The sequence below is a fragment of the Blastopirellula marina genome, assembly GCF_002967765.1.
Taxonomy (GTDB): Bacteria; Planctomycetota; Planctomycetia; order Pirellulales; family Pirellulaceae; genus Bremerella; species Bremerella marina_A.
Genome location: NZ_PUHY01000004.1, coordinates 302,019 through 317,828, shown reverse-complemented (window position 1 = coordinate 317,828; position 15,810 = coordinate 302,019). Strand labels below are relative to the sequence as shown.

At 52.6% G+C, this 15,810-nt stretch carries 14 protein-coding genes; 12 read left to right on the top strand and 2 right to left on the bottom strand.

All coding sequences use genetic code 11. The annotated features are described in order from the left end of the window. Nucleotides 1–43 precede the first annotated feature (43 nt). The 5 genes from C5Y83_RS02665 to C5Y83_RS02645 all read left to right on the top strand — a co-directional run bounded on the left by C5Y83_RS02665 (nt 44) and on the right by C5Y83_RS02645 (nt 5,342). Entirely contained in the window at nt 44–1,306 is a 1,263-nt protein-coding gene (locus C5Y83_RS02665) for an SGNH/GDSL hydrolase family protein (RefSeq protein WP_105328105.1), read from the top strand. Between the two features lie 191 nt (nt 1,307–1,497). Next, nucleotides 1,498–2,190: an orotidine 5'-phosphate decarboxylase / HUMPS family protein gene (locus tag C5Y83_RS02660; protein WP_105328104.1), complete on the top strand. Its 693-nt coding sequence runs from the start codon at nt 1,498–1,500 to the stop codon at nt 2,188–2,190. Between the two features lie 37 nt (nt 2,191–2,227). Then, nucleotides 2,228–3,256 (top strand): zinc-binding dehydrogenase, encoded by a 1,029-nt coding sequence (locus C5Y83_RS02655; RefSeq protein WP_105328103.1) that lies wholly within the window; start codon nt 2,228–2,230, stop codon nt 3,254–3,256. A 66-nt stretch (nt 3,257–3,322) separates the two neighbouring features. Beyond that, the gene (locus C5Y83_RS02650; protein WP_105328102.1) at nt 3,323–4,210 is read left to right on the top strand and encodes a sugar phosphate isomerase/epimerase family protein; all 888 of its coding nucleotides are present in this window, start codon (nt 3,323–3,325) and stop codon (nt 4,208–4,210) included. A gap of 49 nt (nt 4,211–4,259) precedes the next feature. After that, nucleotides 4,260–5,342 carry a serine hydrolase domain-containing protein gene (locus C5Y83_RS02645; RefSeq protein WP_105328101.1) on the top strand — a complete coding sequence of 361 codons (1,083 nt, stop codon included), beginning with the start codon at nt 4,260–4,262 and terminating at the stop codon, nt 5,340–5,342. Nucleotides 5,343–5,365: 23 nt separating this feature from the next. On the opposite strand, the gene C5Y83_RS02640 is transcribed toward C5Y83_RS02645, so the two are convergent. Next, entirely contained in the window at nt 5,366–6,685 is a 1,320-nt protein-coding gene (locus C5Y83_RS02640) for a Gfo/Idh/MocA family protein (protein WP_105328100.1), read from the bottom strand. Between the two features lie 149 nt (nt 6,686–6,834). On the opposite strand from C5Y83_RS02640, the gene C5Y83_RS02635 reads away from it, so the two are divergent. The 5 genes from C5Y83_RS02635 (at nt 6,835) to C5Y83_RS02615 (ending at nt 12,505) form a co-directional block, all read left to right on the top strand. Then, complete coding sequence (locus C5Y83_RS02635; protein WP_105328099.1) at nt 6,835–8,010, top strand: ROK family transcriptional regulator; 1,176 nt, start codon at nt 6,835–6,837, stop codon at nt 8,008–8,010. 70 nt (nt 8,011–8,080) lie between these two features. Then, nucleotides 8,081–9,088: a TauD/TfdA family dioxygenase gene (locus C5Y83_RS02630; protein WP_105328098.1), complete on the top strand. Its 1,008-nt coding sequence runs from the start codon at nt 8,081–8,083 to the stop codon at nt 9,086–9,088. A gap of 75 nt (nt 9,089–9,163) precedes the next feature. Then, on the top strand, nt 9,164–10,207 hold the full coding sequence (locus tag C5Y83_RS02625) for a Gfo/Idh/MocA family protein (RefSeq protein WP_105328097.1): 1,044 nt from the start codon (nt 9,164–9,166) through the stop codon (nt 10,205–10,207). 90 nt (nt 10,208–10,297) lie between these two features. Continuing rightward, the gene (locus C5Y83_RS02620; protein WP_105328096.1) at nt 10,298–11,596 is read left to right on the top strand and encodes an MFS transporter; all 1,299 of its coding nucleotides are present in this window, start codon (nt 10,298–10,300) and stop codon (nt 11,594–11,596) included. 24 nt (nt 11,597–11,620) lie between these two features. Beyond that, nucleotides 11,621–12,505: a sulfite exporter TauE/SafE family protein gene (locus C5Y83_RS02615; RefSeq protein ID WP_158262201.1), complete on the top strand. Its 885-nt coding sequence runs from the start codon at nt 11,621–11,623 to the stop codon at nt 12,503–12,505. On the opposite strand, the gene C5Y83_RS02610 is transcribed toward C5Y83_RS02615, so the two are convergent. After that, a complete protein-coding gene (locus C5Y83_RS02610; protein WP_105328094.1) occupies nt 12,456–13,595 on the bottom strand; it encodes an LptF/LptG family permease in 1,140 nt (379 codons plus the stop codon). The genes C5Y83_RS02615 and C5Y83_RS02610 overlap by 50 nt on opposite strands. Nucleotides 13,596–13,799: 204 nt before the next feature. Between C5Y83_RS02610 and C5Y83_RS02605 the strand changes: the two genes are divergently transcribed. Together C5Y83_RS02605 and C5Y83_RS02600 are read left to right on the top strand one after the other, a co-directional pair. Continuing rightward, nucleotides 13,800–14,537, top strand: a complete 738-nt coding sequence (locus C5Y83_RS02605) for a ComF family protein (RefSeq protein ID WP_158262200.1) — start codon at nt 13,800–13,802, stop codon at nt 14,535–14,537. Between the two features lie 224 nt (nt 14,538–14,761). Next, nucleotides 14,762–15,721 (top strand): DUF502 domain-containing protein, encoded by a 960-nt coding sequence (locus C5Y83_RS02600; RefSeq protein ID WP_105328092.1) that lies wholly within the window; start codon nt 14,762–14,764, stop codon nt 15,719–15,721. Nucleotides 15,722–15,810: the final 89 nt, after the last annotated feature.

Here is a 15,810-nt window from a genome sequence, read left to right as displayed (position 1 = left end):
GCTCCTTCCTTCTTCCCATCCCCAAGTCACTGCGAGCCTCCTCATGCGCGTTGTTCTTAGTTGTTTACTGTTGTTTTGTCTGTTAAATGTCGTCGCTGCTCAGCAGCCGATTTTGAAAAAAGGAGATCGGCTGGCCATTATCGGCGACTCGATCACCGAACAGAAGCAGTACAGCAAGTTCATGGAAACCTATCTGTTGGCCTGTCATCCAGAACTGGACATCAAATGCTTCCAGTTCGGTTGGGGCGGCGAGCGAGCACCAGGGTTTGCCAACCGCATGGAAAACGACTTGATTCCGTGGCACCCCGATGTCATCACCACCTGCTACGGTATGAACGACGGTTCGTACCGTGCCTACGACGACAACATCGGCAAGGCGTACGAAGACGGAATGCGGGACATTATCAATCGCATGAAGAAGGAAGGGGTCACGGTTGTTGTCGGCTCGCCCGGCGTAGTCGATAGCTTCACCTGGGCACGTGATCGAGCCGACTTCGATCAGGTTTACAATGCAAACCTGAAGAAATTGGGTGAGATCGCCAAATCACTTGCCGATGAAAACAAGTTCCCACATGCCGATGTCTTCGGTGACATGCACCAATCGATGGTCGCCGCCAAGGAAAAATTAGGCGAGCAGTATCATGTTGCTGGTGGCGACGGCGTTCACCCGGCGGCAAACGGTCATTTGATCATGGCCTACGCGTTCCTGAAGGCCCTGGGCGTTAGTGGTGACATCGGGACGATCACGATCAACATCGGTGGCGACTCAGAAGCCAGCGAGGGACACAAGATCGTCGGAGCAAGCTCGGACGGATCGGTGGAAATAGAAAGTACTCGTTACCCATTTTGCTTTACGGGGAACGAGAAAGATCCCAACGGCACGGTCAGCATTTTACCGTTCACCCCGTTCAATGAAGACCTGAATCGCTTCACACTGAAGGTCAATAACCTCTCTGCCGCGGAAGCAGATGTTACCTTTGGCGATCAGACAAAGACCTTCACGAAAGAGCAACTTACTTCTGGAATCAATCTGGCTGCGGAATTCCTTGACAATCCGTTCTCGAAGCCGTTTGATAACGTGATGAATAAGGTGGACCGCAAACAAGCGTTTGAAACCACGATGATCAAAGGTCTGGTCACCAACTTCCGTCAATTCCAGGGCTCGCTCGGGGACGATCCGGAAATTCAATCGGCCATGAACAACCTTCGCGACAAGATGTTTGCTGTCGACGACAAGGCCTACACGGTCGCTAAAGACGCCGTTGTGCCAGTACGCTACCAGATCTCGGTAAAACCAAAGAATTAGCGGCTACCGTATGTTTACGTCGGAGGGAACATTCTCTGACGTGAACGATTTCAACTTGAAACGCAATCAGCTCATACCGAATTGAGTTGGTATCAGCTGATTGGCGTCCCACCTTATCACTAGCGACATGTTTCCGTGTCCTGCTATTCCCGCTACCTATCTCCCTCAATACCAATGAGGACACTCCCTTCATGCGCCCCATCGTTCAGATATCTCTCGATTTGACCAACATTGACGAAGCTTTGGAAACGGCCCATCTCGCCATGCGGGCCGGTGTCGACTGGCTGGAGGCGGGCACCCCGCTTATTCTCGCCGAAGGACTTCATGGCGTCCGCAAACTGCGTGAGACGTTTCCGGACACTCCGATCGTTGCCGACCTGAAAACGATGGATGGTGGCTATCTGGAAGCCGAGATGATGGCCAAGGCTGGCGCCACCCATGTCGTCGTGATGGCACGTGCTCACGAAGAAACAATCCGATGCGTTGTCAAAGCCGGCGCCGACTTCGGCTGTCAGGTAATGGGAGACAACATGGTCTCTGAAGACATGGTTGTCGGAGCAAGACGCTTGGAAGATCTTGGCTGTGGATACGTCATTCATCACATCGGGTACGACGAACGACGCGGGATCGCTGCCCGAGGCGAGCGTATGCCGAGCCCGCTAGATCAATTACGTGAAGTGGTTGAAGCGGTCAGTGTTCCGGTGCAAGCCGTTGGCGGCCTCTCTCTAGAACAAGCAATTGTTTGCCCGAAGTACGGAGCACCGCTAGTTGTTCTGGGAGCTCCTTTGACGATCGATGCTGATGCCTTCAAGACGGCCGATGGCGATCTTGAAGTATCCCTCCGCATGATTTGCGAAGCCGTCCATGCCCAGGATGTTGCTTAGTACGCACCAACCTTCCAAGGAGAGGAGTCCTCTACCCATGAAATCCGCAGCCGTCGTCAATTTCGCTCCTGAAAAGGGATCGGTCGAACTTCGTGAACTGGAATGCCCCGAAATTGGCAGCGAAGATGTGTTACTTGAAGTTGCCAATGTCGGGGTGTGCGGCAGCGACCTTCATCAATGGACAGCCGATCACTCTTGGCCGGTCAACTATCCCGTAGTCCTGGGACATGAGTTTGGCGGTAACATCGTCGAAGTCGGATCGGCCGTCGAGGGGTGGCAGAAGGGAGACCGAGTAGTCAGCGAGACGGCCGCCATCATCGATCAACGCAACCCCATGTCGCGTCGCGGACTTTACAATCTGGACCCGACACGCAAAGGGTTTGGTTACGGCGTGAATGGCGCGATGACTCGCTACGTCCGAGTTCCGTCGCGGATTTTACATTCCGTTCCTGATTCGCTTCCGTTTGAGTATGCCTGCCTAACAGAACCGTGCTGCGTAGCGTACAACGCCGTCGTACGAAATGCTCGTATCGAACCAGGCGATCGTGTTGTTGTTCTGGGGCCGGGAACGATTGGAATATTGTGCGCCGCGATGGCTCGATTGTGCGGCGCAGAGGTCGCATTGGTCGGATTGGCAAGTGATCGTCTTCGACTGGAAATCGCGAAGGAGCATTACGGATGCGAGGGAATCGTCGGCAGCCCCGACGATTGGGCCCGTGCTCGAGATGGACTAGGTTGCGATGGAGTGATCGATGCTGCCGGAGCCAGCGCGACCCTCAAAATCGCCATCGACGTCGTTCGCCCAGCAGGCTGGATCAGCAAAGTTGGCTGGGGTCCACAACCGCTGGGATTCAACCTCGATCCATTGGTTCAAAAGAATATCACGCTACAAGGAAGCTTCAGCCACAACTGGCCCATTTGGGAACGTGTGTTGGCGTTACTCACCAGCGGGCAACTCAATGTGAAGCCAATCATTGGGGGCGTTTGGCCTCTCGACCAGTGGCATGAGGCATTCGAGAAGATGCATCACGGCGAGGTCGTGAAGTCGGTTCTGAAACCGGTTTAGCCAACTCGAATCGGTTCAAGTCAGTAGCTCTCCTGCACACCTCCCCCCTCATCCAAGCAACTCACTATGCCCAAGCTTGCCGCGTTCCCGAAAGCCTACATGCAAGCCCTTTGCAAAGATGGCTCGATGAAACTTACCGAATGGTTTGACCTAGCAACCACACTCGACGTTGATGGTCTCGAATTCTACGCTGGCTTTCTAGAGATGGCCGACGAATCGAATTGGCCACTTCTTCGCCAGCAGGTCCAAGACCTCGGCATGACCATTCCCATGCTGTGTTGCTCGCCTGATTTCACCCATCCTGACGCCCGTTTTCGTGAAGCAGAGATTGCAAAACAAAAGCGGTGGATCGAGATGACGCATACGCTTGGTGGCAACTACTGTCGTGTGCTTAGCGGTCAGCGGCGTCCAGAATTAAGCATGAAGGAAGGTGTCAAACTGGCGGCGGAAAGTATCCAGGCATGCTTACCGTTCGCTCAGGAACGAAACGTCACATTGATTCTAGAAAACCATTACAAAGACGACTTTTGGGACTATCCTGAATTCGCTCAGAATATGGATGTCTTTTGTGCCCTCGTAGCTGCGATCGACCATCCTAACTTCGGTGTGAATTACGATCCTAGCAACGCTTTCCTGGCCGGGGACGACCCAATTGAATTACTAAAGCGTGTTTCCGATCGCGTCGTCACGATGCATGCCAGTGATCGATATCTATTGGAAGGCACGCTGGAAGACTTACGTCGGGAAGAAGGAGGAAGCCAGGGCTATGCCAAACGACTCAGCCATGGCGAGATCGGCAAAGGCCTGAACGACTACGATGCGATCTTTAGCGAACTCAAGTCCCAAGGCTTCGACAGTTGGATCAGTATTGAAGACGGCGTCGAAGGAATTGAACAACTGCGCCGTAGTGCCGACTTTTTACGACGGAAGATCGCCCAATATTGGGGGAGCTAAATCAACGCTTCCCAGCCACGTTCATCTTCGCACAAGCCGGATCAAGACGATGAAATCACTCGCAGCCTGCCTGATTGTTTTACTGTTCGTCGGCCCCCAGTTGGCAATCGCCCAAGAAACTCGCCTTCCGCGTGCGACACCTGAATCGCAAGGAGTATCTTCCCAGTCACTTCTGGAATATATCGAAACGGCAGACCGTGAAGTGAACTCGATGCACAGCTTCATGCTCGTTCGACATGGCAAAGTTGTCGCGGAAGCATGGTGGAAACCAGAGTCCGCCGACCAGCCTCATATTCTGTGGTCGCTAAGTAAAAGCTTTACGTCCACTGCGGTAGGTCTCGCAGTCGAAGAAGGAAAGCTAAGCATTGACGATCCAGTTCTCAAGTTCTTTCCTGATGATGCTCCCGAACAACCGTCCGCAAATCTCAAAGCGATGCGAGTTCGAGATCTCCTGACGATGAATGCGGGCCATCAGGATGAGCTCAACTGGCGAGAGCAATCAAATTGGGTGAAAGCCTTTCTTGCCCACCCTGTGCCCCACAAGCCTGGGACCCACTTTCGATACAATACTCCGGCTACTTACATGCTCTCGGCCATCGTACAGAAGGTCACCGGCGAGACCGTGTTGGAGTACCTCACGCCTCGACTCTTCGAGCCGCTAGGGATCGACAAACCGACTTGGGAAACGTGCCCCCAAGGGATTTCAATTGGCGGATACGGACTCTATCTGCGCACTGAAGACATTGCTAAGTTTGGCCAACTATATCTTCAAAAAGGGAAATGGAACGGCAAACAGCTACTGCCTGAATCATGGATCGATCTGGCAACCTCCAAGCAGGTTTCCAATGGGAGTAACCCCGATAGCGACTGGGACCAAGGCTATGGCTTTCAATTCTGGCAGTGCCGACACGGGGCGTTTCGCGGCGACGGTAAGGATGGCCAGTTCTGCATCGTGCTGCCTGAACAAGACGCGGTCATTGCAATCACCGCCAACACCGGCAACATGCAGGCAGAATTGAACGTTGTATGGGACAAGCTTCTACCAGCATTTCGTGACGACGCGTTGCCGAAAGATGCGAAGGCTCAAGAGAAACTCAAGAGCGCGATATCAGAATTGAAAGCTTCTCGATAATCCTTTGTCAGACTGCCCCGTGATTATCCCCAAGGCTCGCGATAGTCTTGAGCTTGCAGAAGCTTATTAGCATCTGAATCTTCGATAACTACTTCCTCTTCTGGATTCCAATTCAGTGGGCGGTTTAGCTTCTGTGATACATAGGCCAGATGCCCAGGCGTGATCGAACGATGTCCCGTCTCAGCTGGGCAGATACATGCCGTGCGGCTGCGTACCCCATTTAAGAAGTTTCGCATGTGATTGTCGGATTCATAAACCTTTTCCTGGCCAGGATCGTAATTCGGGTCGGTCCATTCCATTCTAGAGGCCGTAATTTTTCCTCGCGTGACAAACGCCCAACCTTCGTCACCAACGAAGCGTGTTCCGATAGGATGCCCATTACCAATCGAACTTTTTGTACCGTTGGCGTATTCGCATCTGATTTCATAATGATGTGGTGTGTTGTAAATGTTGGTCTGTGGGAACGTCCAGCCGACCGCCTCGACGCGAGTTGGCCCTGAGTGATCGAGGTCGAGGGCCCAATGTGCGATGTCGTTGTGGTGACCGATCCAGTCCATCAGCACACCGCCACCAAATGCCCGATGCCCACGCCACCACCGATGATGCCGAGCACGCGTGTAGGGCAATTTCGGAGCAGGACCACACCAAAAGTCGTAGTCGAGATGTTCTGGCGGAAGAGTGACCTTGGGGTCTCCTTGAGGTGCTTCGTAGCCCGGTGGTAAGCCGACTTCGATCGATTGAATTCTGCCTAGATGCCCATTACGCACGAGTTCTACCGCTCGGCGAAATCGCCAATCACTTCGCTGCTGACTTCCCGTTTGGAAGATGGCTTTCTGATTGGCGACTTCCTGATAAACCGTTTGACCCTCACGAAACGTATGCGTCACTGGCTTTTCGCAGTACACATCTTTCCCGTTCTGAAGTGCTTCCAACGTACAGATCGCATGCCAGTGATCAGGGGTCGCCACGATAACGGCATCAATATCTTCGCGTGAGCAGACTTCGTGATAGTCACTATACCCGGATACGCCACTTCGGGATCCCGATTTTTGCTCAATGTACTCTTGAGCTGCTTTCAGTCCGAACTTTCGCCCCTCACCCCAAGGCTGATCTCGATAGTGCAACTTATCGACATCGCAAACGGCCACGATCTGCGCATCGGATGCCGCTAAAAGGTCATCAATTAAATTGAACCCCCTCGAGCCAAGTCCAATAACGCCAACATTGATTCGCTCGCCTGGGGCAGCGTTGGCAAAGTTCGGCACGATCGAGGGCATCGATATCGATGCGGCTCCTACGGCTAGAAACGTACGACGAGACACATGGCGAGGAGCAGATGACATGAAGGAGTTCTCTCGGAGAAGGGGATGAGGTCACAAGCTGCCGGGGGCGTAGCAACTCGTTTCTGGAATCTCGCATGAAGTCGATTGACTTTATTTTGAAATCGAAATAATATCTTAGGCAGTTAATTCGTTGCCCGCAAGGAAATTTGATGAAGGCTGTCAAGACGAAGCAAAACGCGATCGCGGAAGCCGAGTCGGAGTTGATTCGCTTGGTCCGTCAGTCCGAATCGGTCTCGCGCGTTGAGCTTGCACGTCAATTGAACCTGGCCCCTTCGACGGTTGGCCTCTACGTCGATCGACTTGTCAGCGAAGGATATTTACAGGAAGGCCGTAAAGCAGTTCGTGGCGCCGGTCGGCCGCGAACGATCCTCGAACTCGATCCGCAAGCTGGGCACTTTATTGGTGTCGATTTTGAAGCTTCGCAGATTGCCATCACATCCGTCGACTTCTCACAGAAAGTTCACCAGCAAGAGGTCATTCGCATTCTTGCATCCGATTCGGCGAAACAGGTTGTCGACAAGATTGAATCTGGTATTCGCGCCATCGCTGACTCAGATCGCCTGTTAGGAATTGGAATCGGTGTACCTGGCGTCATCGATCATGCCCAGGGGATCGCCGTCCACTACGAACATATTCCGAGTTGGCACAATATCTCGTTGGTTGGTCACTTTACTCAACTATTTGAGGTGCCAGTCTACATCGAAAACAACATCCGCGCCATGGCTTTGGCGGAACAATGGTTTGGTTCGGCCCGCGGTGTGAGCGACTTTGTTTGTCTCGGGATTCGTAGTGGCATCGGAGCTGGTGTGGTGATCGATGGACGCCTTCATACCGGACGCGACGGCTTAGCAGGTGAGATCGGGAACTGGCCATGTCGGCGAGCCACGCGTCAATCGCAAGAGATACTCCCGCTCGAACAAATCGCCTCGGTACGTGCGATTCTCTCGGAACTAGCTGAGCAAACCATGGCTGGCGCAGACACGATGCTGACCCTCAAACGCAATAGAATCGTTCTGGAAGACATGCTTCACGCGGCGGAAGAGAACGATCCATTGGTGCTTAAAGCACTAACTCAGGCTGCGACGGCCGTGGGTCAAGTGATTGCTCAGATCAGCTTGCTGCTCAATCCTCAGTTAATGATCGTCGCTGGACCACTAGCCAAACTAAGTGAAACTTTTCTGGAACCGCTCCGCAATGTCGTGAATCCGCTATCAAGCACCAAACACGCCAAAGCTCCTCAGATTGTTGCATCGCAGTTCGGCATGTATGGCGGAGCCCTCGGAGCCGCCGCATTAGCCGTTCACCAATGGAAACCAGATCGTTAACTCACCACTCTGATCCGCCTACCTAACAATTTTTCGCACAGCCAAATCGAAACCAACCAGGAACTCGAATATGACCGATCATCGGTTAACCGTTTCGCCGACACGTGTGCCAGAACAACAAATCTATGACGGGGAGGTCTTCCCTTTAGTTCTCGGCTGCGAGTCGCCATCCGCCACACTCGATGATGTGGTGCGTTGGGCTGAGGAGAATCGCGACCAGCTTGAGCAACAATGTCAGAAGCATGGTGCTATCTTATTCCGTGGCTTCCCGTTGCACGAACCAGAAGATTTCGATCGTTTTATCGCTGCGTTCGACTTAGAGAACTTTCCTTACGAGGTTTCTCTTTCCAATGCAGTTCGGACCAACTTCACGCCGCGTGTTTTCTCGGCCAATGAAGCTCCCTCGTCCGTGACCATCTTTTTGCATCACGAGATGGCTCAAACTCCCATCTTCCCCAGCAAATTGTTCTTCTGTTGTTGGCAACCAGCCGAGGAAGGTGGGGCCACACCACTTTGCCGTTCCGACATCCTTTTTCAACAGATTGAAGAAAGGTTCCCTCAATTCGCGCATGACTGCGAAACTAAAGGGTTGAAATACAGCAATACCATGCCAGCGGCAAACGATGCTTCATCCGGTATGGGGCGGAGCTGGCAAAGCACCTTTCGTGTGGAAACACGCGAAGAAGCGCAGCAGCGGATGACCGACTACGGCTACACCTGGGAGTGGCAAGAGGATGGCAGCCTTCGCGCGACGACGCCTGTATTGCCAGCCGTCCGTGAGGTATCGCCTGGGCGAAAGGTCTTTTTCAATCAATTAATTGCTGCGTTCTGTGGTTGGAAGGACAGCCGCAATGACGCTTCGAAATCAATCACATTCGGCGACGGACAGCCGCTTGATCGAGAAACGGTCATGGAAATCGCGGACATGGCCGAGCAGTTGACGTTCGATCTTCCCTGGCAAGCCGGCGATATCGCCCTGGTCGACAACTTCCTTGTAATGCACGGTCGACGAACCTTCAGCGGACCTCGAAAGATCTTGGCATCGCTATTGGTGATGGGTCAACACGCTCATGCTTGACCCTTAACCAGACATCCACGACGGACTTCTTAGCTACGATCTTCCAGATCATCGACACGAAAGATAGAGCAACACATGACACCGTCCCCTCTTCGTTTTGGCGTCATTGGATTTGGTGCTTGGGGTAAATGCCACGCCGGAGCCATCCACAATACAGCCGGTGCCGAAGTCGCGGCGATTGCTGCCAAATCGGAAAACACATGTGCCGAGGGACGTCAGTTATATCCCGACGCCGCAGTCTACTCAGATTATCGACAACTCTTAGACCAGGCCGATATCGATGTGGTTCACGTCGTCGTCCCTAGCTATTTACACTTTGACATTGCGAAATCAGTACTCGAGTCAGGCAAGCACTTGCTACTAGAAAAGCCGATGTGCCTCACGATCTCTGAGTGCCAGGCGTTGAACCAACTCGCTCAGGAAAAGCAGCTGCAACTGGCCGTTGGTCACGAATTGCGACTTTCATCTCTCTGGTCGCGCGTAAAGCAAGAGATAGATTCCGGTGCGATTGGCGAACCGCAATATGCATTGGTGGAGTTATCTCGAAAGCCTTATCGACTCGGAGCAGATGGCTGGCGTTACGATATTGATCGCGTTGGTAATTGGATCCTGGAAGAACCGATTCACTTCTTCGATTTGGCACGTTGGTATCTAAGCTCTGCTGGCAAGCCGACTTCGCTTTACGCGACGGCGAACTCACGCCAGGCAGGTCACCCAGAACTGCAAGACAATTTCAGTGCGATCGTAAACTTCGATGGCGGCAAATACGCCGTTGTGTCGCAATCGCTTTCGATGTTCGAGCATCATCAAACGGCCAAGGTCGCCGGCACCGAAGGTTCGTTGTGGGCAAGTTGGAGTGGAGCCATGGATCGCACACGTCATCCCAGCTTCTTCCTGAAAGCATCCAATGGTGAAACGGTCCGAGAAATTCCTATCGAAAAGATCACTGGCGAGATCTTTGAATTGGAAGACCAAGTCGCCATGCTGATTGATGCCATCCAAAACGGGAAACCACTCTCTGCAACAGCCGAAGACGGCATGTGGTCAGTCGGTATGTGTCTGGCCGCCCAAAAATCAGTCGATACCGGTCAACCGATTAAGATGACGGACATTATTTGACCTTATTCATGTCTCTTCGCTCACTATCCCCGCACATGCTGCATCCAGTCCATCCTCACACTCTTCTCCTCTAACAAGTGAATTGAAGACATGGATTCTCCCTCACCGACGTCACGGCCATGGTACTACGAAGTTACGCGTTACCAGTGGCTGGTCTTGGCAATTGCTTCGGCCGGCTGGGTGTTTGATGTCTACGAAGGCCAGATCTTCAACATCACGCGTCACCAGATGCTAACCGATATCCTTCCCACAGGGGAGTTGGACGTCAAGGATAACGTTCAGTGGTATGGTGATATGTTCCTGGCGATCTTTCTGGCTGGAGGAACCGTCGGAGGCTTGCTGGCAGGCTCGCTCGCCGATCGTTTTGGGCGTCGCCCAATCATGATCGCTACGATCTTGATGTATTCTATTTTCTCTGGACTCACATTTTTTGCCACCGAACTCTGGCACATCGCTTCGCTCCGATTTCTGGTGGCCGTGGGCGTGGGGGGAGAATGGGCCGTTGCTGCCGCGTTGGTTTCTGAAGTCTTCCCACCGAAAGCTCGGGCTCAAGCCTCGGGCATCTTTCATGCAACGAGTGTCCTAGGATTATGGTTAGCAGCGATTGCAGGGATGGCCGTGGGAGCGAACTGGCAATACGCCTACCTGGTTGGAATTTTGCCAGCGCTGCTCATTGTGTGGGTACGTTCTTCGGTGAGAGAACCGGAGCGGTGGCAAGAAAAGAAAGATGCCGCGACGGCAACGAATCAATCGGGACAACTCGGCAGTTTTCGTCAGCTACTGCTAACCGATCCCTGGCGATTTCGAGCGATCATGGGTATGACACTCGCGGCGGTCGGCTTAGGTACCTTTTGGGCTGTCAGCGTTTCTGGGCAAGATCTCATGCGTGAGCTTTTGCTTCGCAATCACGTTTCCGCCGACGAAGCGACTCAGAATGCCAAGTTTGCTTACGGTATAGTACAAGCGACCGGAGGTGGATTGGGATTGTTCGCTTTTGGTCCGCTGGCCGCTCGATTTGGTCGAAAGCGAACATTCATTACCTTTCAACTTGCTGCCTTAGCAATTGTGCCGATCACTTGCTACCTGCCGCAAACCTATTGGCAATTATTGGCTCTCTTGCCGCTGTTTGGCTTCCTAACTCTCGGAATCCATGCGGGTTATGCGATCTATTTTCCAGAACTCTTTCCAACACATTTGCGGGCAACGGGCACTAGCTTCTGTTTTAACGGCGGGCGTGTCGTCGCGGTCCCCGTATTGTTGACTGCAGGCTGGTTGAAATCAGATTTGGGTCTGCAACTGGCAGTTTGTTTGCTGGCCCTTCTCTTCTTGTTGGGGGTGGTGATCATGTTGTTTTTGCCAGAAACTAAGGGACAGGAACTGCCTGAATAACCACCTTTACTGGAAGACTACCCTTTGATTCTGCTGCTGATTCCCTTGGTCATATTCGTTGCTGCCACAGTCCAGGGGACGATCGGCTTTGGATACGCGATCGTTAGTCTTTCGATCTTCTCTTACTTCCTCGACTTTCGCGAAGCGAACGTGATTGTCGCACTCAGCGTGCTCGCGCCACTGGTATCGGCAGTCTGGGCGTATTGGGGCGAACTCAAAACTAGCTTGCTACTGACCTGCCTTGCGGGTGCTCTACTAGGGCTTCCCTTTGGACTCTATGTATTCAGCGTGGTCGATGAAACGTGGTTGATCCGAGGGACAGGAGTTCTAATCTTTCTACTTTCCGCTGAGGGGCTCTGGTCGATGCGTTCGGCCGGGGAAGTTCACCAAGATGGAAAGACCTCTTGGGTGTGGACCGTAGTCGCAGGCATCGCAAGTGGCTTACTGACGGGTGCCGTGGGCATGGGGGGGCCACCCGTAGCGGCGTATGCTTCACGACAAGCGTGGTCACCAAGGCAGATCAAGGTGTTTTTACTTGCGTTCACCTTTCTTTCAGCCACGCTTCGAGCTTGTGGCTTAGCCGCAGCAGGCTGGATTCACTTGGCCGTGCTGAGTTATTCGCTCCTCGCGATTCCATTCGCCCTGTTGGGAATCTTTGTAGGGCTAAAGGTATCGCACAACATCGATGCCCGCTTATTCCGTGGGCTAACGATGGTAGCCTTGTTGCTGCTATCGCTCGGGATGATCTTTCGTACATCTGCGAACGAACCGACCATCGAAGAAGAAACCACCAGCGACATGTTACCGAGCGTTGAAAACGTCAGCTCAACAAGGGCCGATCAACGTAGGCCAGGCGTCGTTAACTACGCAGCGGAGTCGACATTGCCGTGGCGATCGGCACAAAGATAACTAGCGGGATGAACGCCGCCAGGGCAGGGGAGCGAATTCCGTAGTAACTGCTTCCCATCGCCTTACAAACAAGTGTCACTGCATAAAAGCCGATGACGACCAGCAAGCAATAACCGATCGCGACGAAGATATTTCGATTCTCTTTTCGCAGTACGATGGGTAGGCCGAGGAAGAGTAACGTAATATCGAGAAATGGCTGGACGATCCGACTATGAATCTCGACACGAACATCCGCTCCGACATCCAGACTTCGATTGCTGAGCGTTGAAATCAAATCGTACGTCGAAGCATAGTCGCGCCATTGACTGCTGGCGGTTAATTGCTCAAACGATAATCCCGTCACAAGAAAGCACTGATTTGGCTCAAGCCATTTATTGTCACTCGGCATCAAGACAAGTGGCGTTCCTTCAATATCAATCGAGGGAACACCTTCGGTGCTTTCCGGTTTGCTGAGCCCATCGACGAGGAAGCCACCAGGACGTCCTTCCGTCGGTGGTCGATAATAGGCGTTGGCACCAAGGATCTGATTTCCAACGCCTTCGTAGTTCTCTGGTAGGCGAAAGTTCGGCGACTCAATCCGCTGTTCGTTGGCGTAAGTAGCCGCTCCGTTGATCAGAACGTCGGTTTGATTGTCGTATTTCTGTTGAAGTGCCTTTTTGGACTCTCCCATCCAATCTTGCGCGTTACGACTTAACCGATCGATATAGCGTGGAATCAATAGTTCCCGATTCAAAACGCCCAACACCGCGATAACCAACACAGCAACGATAATAGGACGAACGATTCGAGCTTGGGAAATGCCTGCGGCCATGAGCGCCGTCATTTCGTTGTGGCGTTGGATCCAGGTCACCGTGAACATAGCAGCAATCAGCGTTAAGATGCCGCTCGTCATTCCAAAGAAGGTGAACACACGCGGACTATAATAGTCCCACAACACGCCGAACGTGCTACCGGTCATATCGCCGTACTTCAGAAACTCGTCAAGGTTATTGAACGAGTCGATGACGATGAACAGTCCCGTGAAGCTGATGAAGAAGATCAGAAACGACTTGAGGAACTGAATCAGCAGGTAGCGGTCGATCAGGGTCATAAAACGGGTCGCCTGTCCGGCTTGCTAGCATCAAAACAAAAGGAATTGGACGCGATTTATACCGATTTTGCTCAATCCACCAAAGATGAAATCGCGGGAAACATTTGACTTCGCCCACCGCCAGGGGGATAACACACGTGCACGACAGAAGTAAATCCGCAGCACTTGTTATCGTTCATGCACGTCCCTTCCGTACGAAAAGCCATGCAGTTCGTTCGTCGACTAAGTCGCGACGCCGTGGATTTAGTTCTGCCAGGCACGTGCTGCCTTTGCCATGCCGAGGTTTCCGACTACCGTAATCCCGATGTCGCGTGCCGCGATTGCCAGGACGAGCATGCGAAATGGAAAAAGTGCGTCCGTTGTTCGGCGGTCCTACGGCACGAGAACGCATTGCCTCGTGAAGATTGTCCTTGGTGCCATCATCTGCAGCTTCCATTCGAGAGCATTACTTCCGTGGGCAACTACGAAGGCCCACTGGGTGAAGCGGTACTCAATGCCAAGACAAACCGTGGCGTTTCGACCGCGTGGGACTTGGGGCAACTTCTTTCAAATAGTCTGACTAACCATTGGACTACCGCTCCGATTGTTATTGACGTACCCATGCATTGGACAAGGCGGATACGTCGTGGCATGAGCTCCGCGGCAATCCTGGCTCAATCTTTAGCTGCGAGAAGAGACTGGAAGCATCGGCAACCACTTACTTGTCGCCGACGCTTGGCGAAGCAAAGCGAACTTTCTTTCACTGCTCGCAAGAAAAATGTCCATGGTGCATTTCGCGTCCGCGAGCAGATTCCTAGAGATCAGCCGATTCTGCTGGTAGACGACGTTATGACGACTGGTTCGACCCTAACGGAAATAGGGCGTTCACTACGAAAGGCAGGGGCAACCGCTATCCATGTTGCCGTTGTGGCAAGGTCGACTGGTTCCTACGCTGACGTTTAGGAGATCTTTTCAGTCAAAATTCAAAAAAATGAAACCGATTTGACTGTTTTCGCCGCGTACAAAGAATCGAAGCAAGAAGGGACAGCACGGAAGCGAATTCCCGAAGAGGTGAAACCTACGGCGCATTTGCTTTGCCCAATTGCCTGGGCGCTGCCATGGATGGTTTCTTCCTCTCGACGTACGCTCCGTTTTTTTGAATACGTGACGAAGAGAAATCCGCTTCTATGGCCAAAGAACTTTCGAACATGGGGCCACCTCCGGTCAATGGGTTCCACAGTTTCCGCCGTGCGGTGCTTCGTGGTCTGGCGATCGCTGCACCGCCGCTACTGACGATCGTTATCTTCATTTGGATTTTTGCAACAATCCAAAATTATATTTTGGTCCCTGTCGAAGCGACGGCGCGAACGGCGATCGTTTGGGCAATTCAAGATATCCACCGCGATCTTCCTGACACGGCCCCGGAAGACGTTACGGCAACCTTCGATTCGACGATCTATCACAAAACGGGAAACGGACAGTGGGTTCCCGCGAAGGTGTATAACGCCGTCTACGACAATTTGCGTGATCAACCGATGCCAATAACTGGCTATGGCGTCTACGAGCAGTATGTGCAGCAAGTATTTCTTAAGCGAAAGCTGACCATTCCTTTCGTCCTCTCCGTCTGCATTCTAGGGCTCTACTTCGCCGGAAAATTCTTGGCAGGAGGTCTGGGACGCATCCTGTGGAATGCCTCGGAACGCCAGATTATGCATCGACTGCCGATCATTCGGAATGTCTACGGTTCAGTCAAACAGGTGACGGACTTCCTCCTTAACGAGCAGGAAATTCAGTTCACGCGGGTCGTGGCCGTAGAGTATCCGCGTAAAGGAATGTGGTCACTAGGATTCGTGACCAGCGAAAGCATGCTCGATATTCAAGACAAAGCAGGCGAACCGGTTGTTACCGTCTTGATCCCGACTTCCCCAATGCCCGCGACAGGCTTCACGATCAATGCGAAAAAAAGTGAAACGATCGAATTAAATATTTCTCTTGATCAGGCATTCCAATTCATCGTCAGTTGTGGCGTTGTCGTTCCGCCACATCAACAAACGCAAGGTTCCCCCGTTGCTGGGCAGATTCAAGCGCGGCTTAAGCCTACCGAAAGTGAATCGGCTGACACCGATGCGCAATCAAAAAACGGCTAAAACTTGCTCTATCGCTGCACTGCGTGCGTCTTGAATGAGCGAATGTAATCGAATGTTGATTACCCCAACTCCCCGAATAACAATTTATT

Excerpts from the sequence above, each read along its gene's own strand:
- C5Y83_RS02665 (WP_105328105.1), top strand. The coding sequence starts at position 44 with ATGCGCGTTGTTCTTAGTTGTTTACTGTTGTTTTGTCTGTTAAATGTC.
- C5Y83_RS02660 (WP_105328104.1), top strand. The coding sequence starts at position 1,498 with ATGCGCCCCATCGTTCAGATATCTCTCGATTTGACCAACATTGACGAA.
- C5Y83_RS02655 (WP_105328103.1), top strand. The coding sequence starts at position 2,228 with ATGAAATCCGCAGCCGTCGTCAATTTCGCTCCTGAAAAGGGATCGGTC.
- C5Y83_RS02650 (WP_105328102.1), top strand. The coding sequence starts at position 3,323 with ATGCCCAAGCTTGCCGCGTTCCCGAAAGCCTACATGCAAGCCCTTTGC.
- C5Y83_RS02645 (WP_105328101.1), top strand. The coding sequence starts at position 4,260 with ATGAAATCACTCGCAGCCTGCCTGATTGTTTTACTGTTCGTCGGCCCC.
- C5Y83_RS02640 (WP_105328100.1), bottom strand. The coding sequence starts at position 6,685 with ATGTCATCTGCTCCTCGCCATGTGTCTCGTCGTACGTTTCTAGCCGTA.
- C5Y83_RS02635 (WP_105328099.1), top strand. The coding sequence starts at position 6,835 with ATGAAGGCTGTCAAGACGAAGCAAAACGCGATCGCGGAAGCCGAGTCG.
- C5Y83_RS02630 (WP_105328098.1), top strand. The coding sequence starts at position 8,081 with ATGACCGATCATCGGTTAACCGTTTCGCCGACACGTGTGCCAGAACAA.
- C5Y83_RS02625 (WP_105328097.1), top strand. The coding sequence starts at position 9,164 with ATGACACCGTCCCCTCTTCGTTTTGGCGTCATTGGATTTGGTGCTTGG.
- C5Y83_RS02620 (WP_105328096.1), top strand. The coding sequence starts at position 10,298 with ATGGATTCTCCCTCACCGACGTCACGGCCATGGTACTACGAAGTTACG.
- C5Y83_RS02610 (WP_105328094.1), bottom strand. The coding sequence starts at position 13,595 with ATGACCCTGATCGACCGCTACCTGCTGATTCAGTTCCTCAAGTCGTTT.
- C5Y83_RS02605 (WP_158262200.1), top strand. The coding sequence starts at position 13,800 with ATGCAGTTCGTTCGTCGACTAAGTCGCGACGCCGTGGATTTAGTTCTG.
- C5Y83_RS02600 (WP_105328092.1), top strand. The coding sequence starts at position 14,762 with ATGGCCAAAGAACTTTCGAACATGGGGCCACCTCCGGTCAATGGGTTC.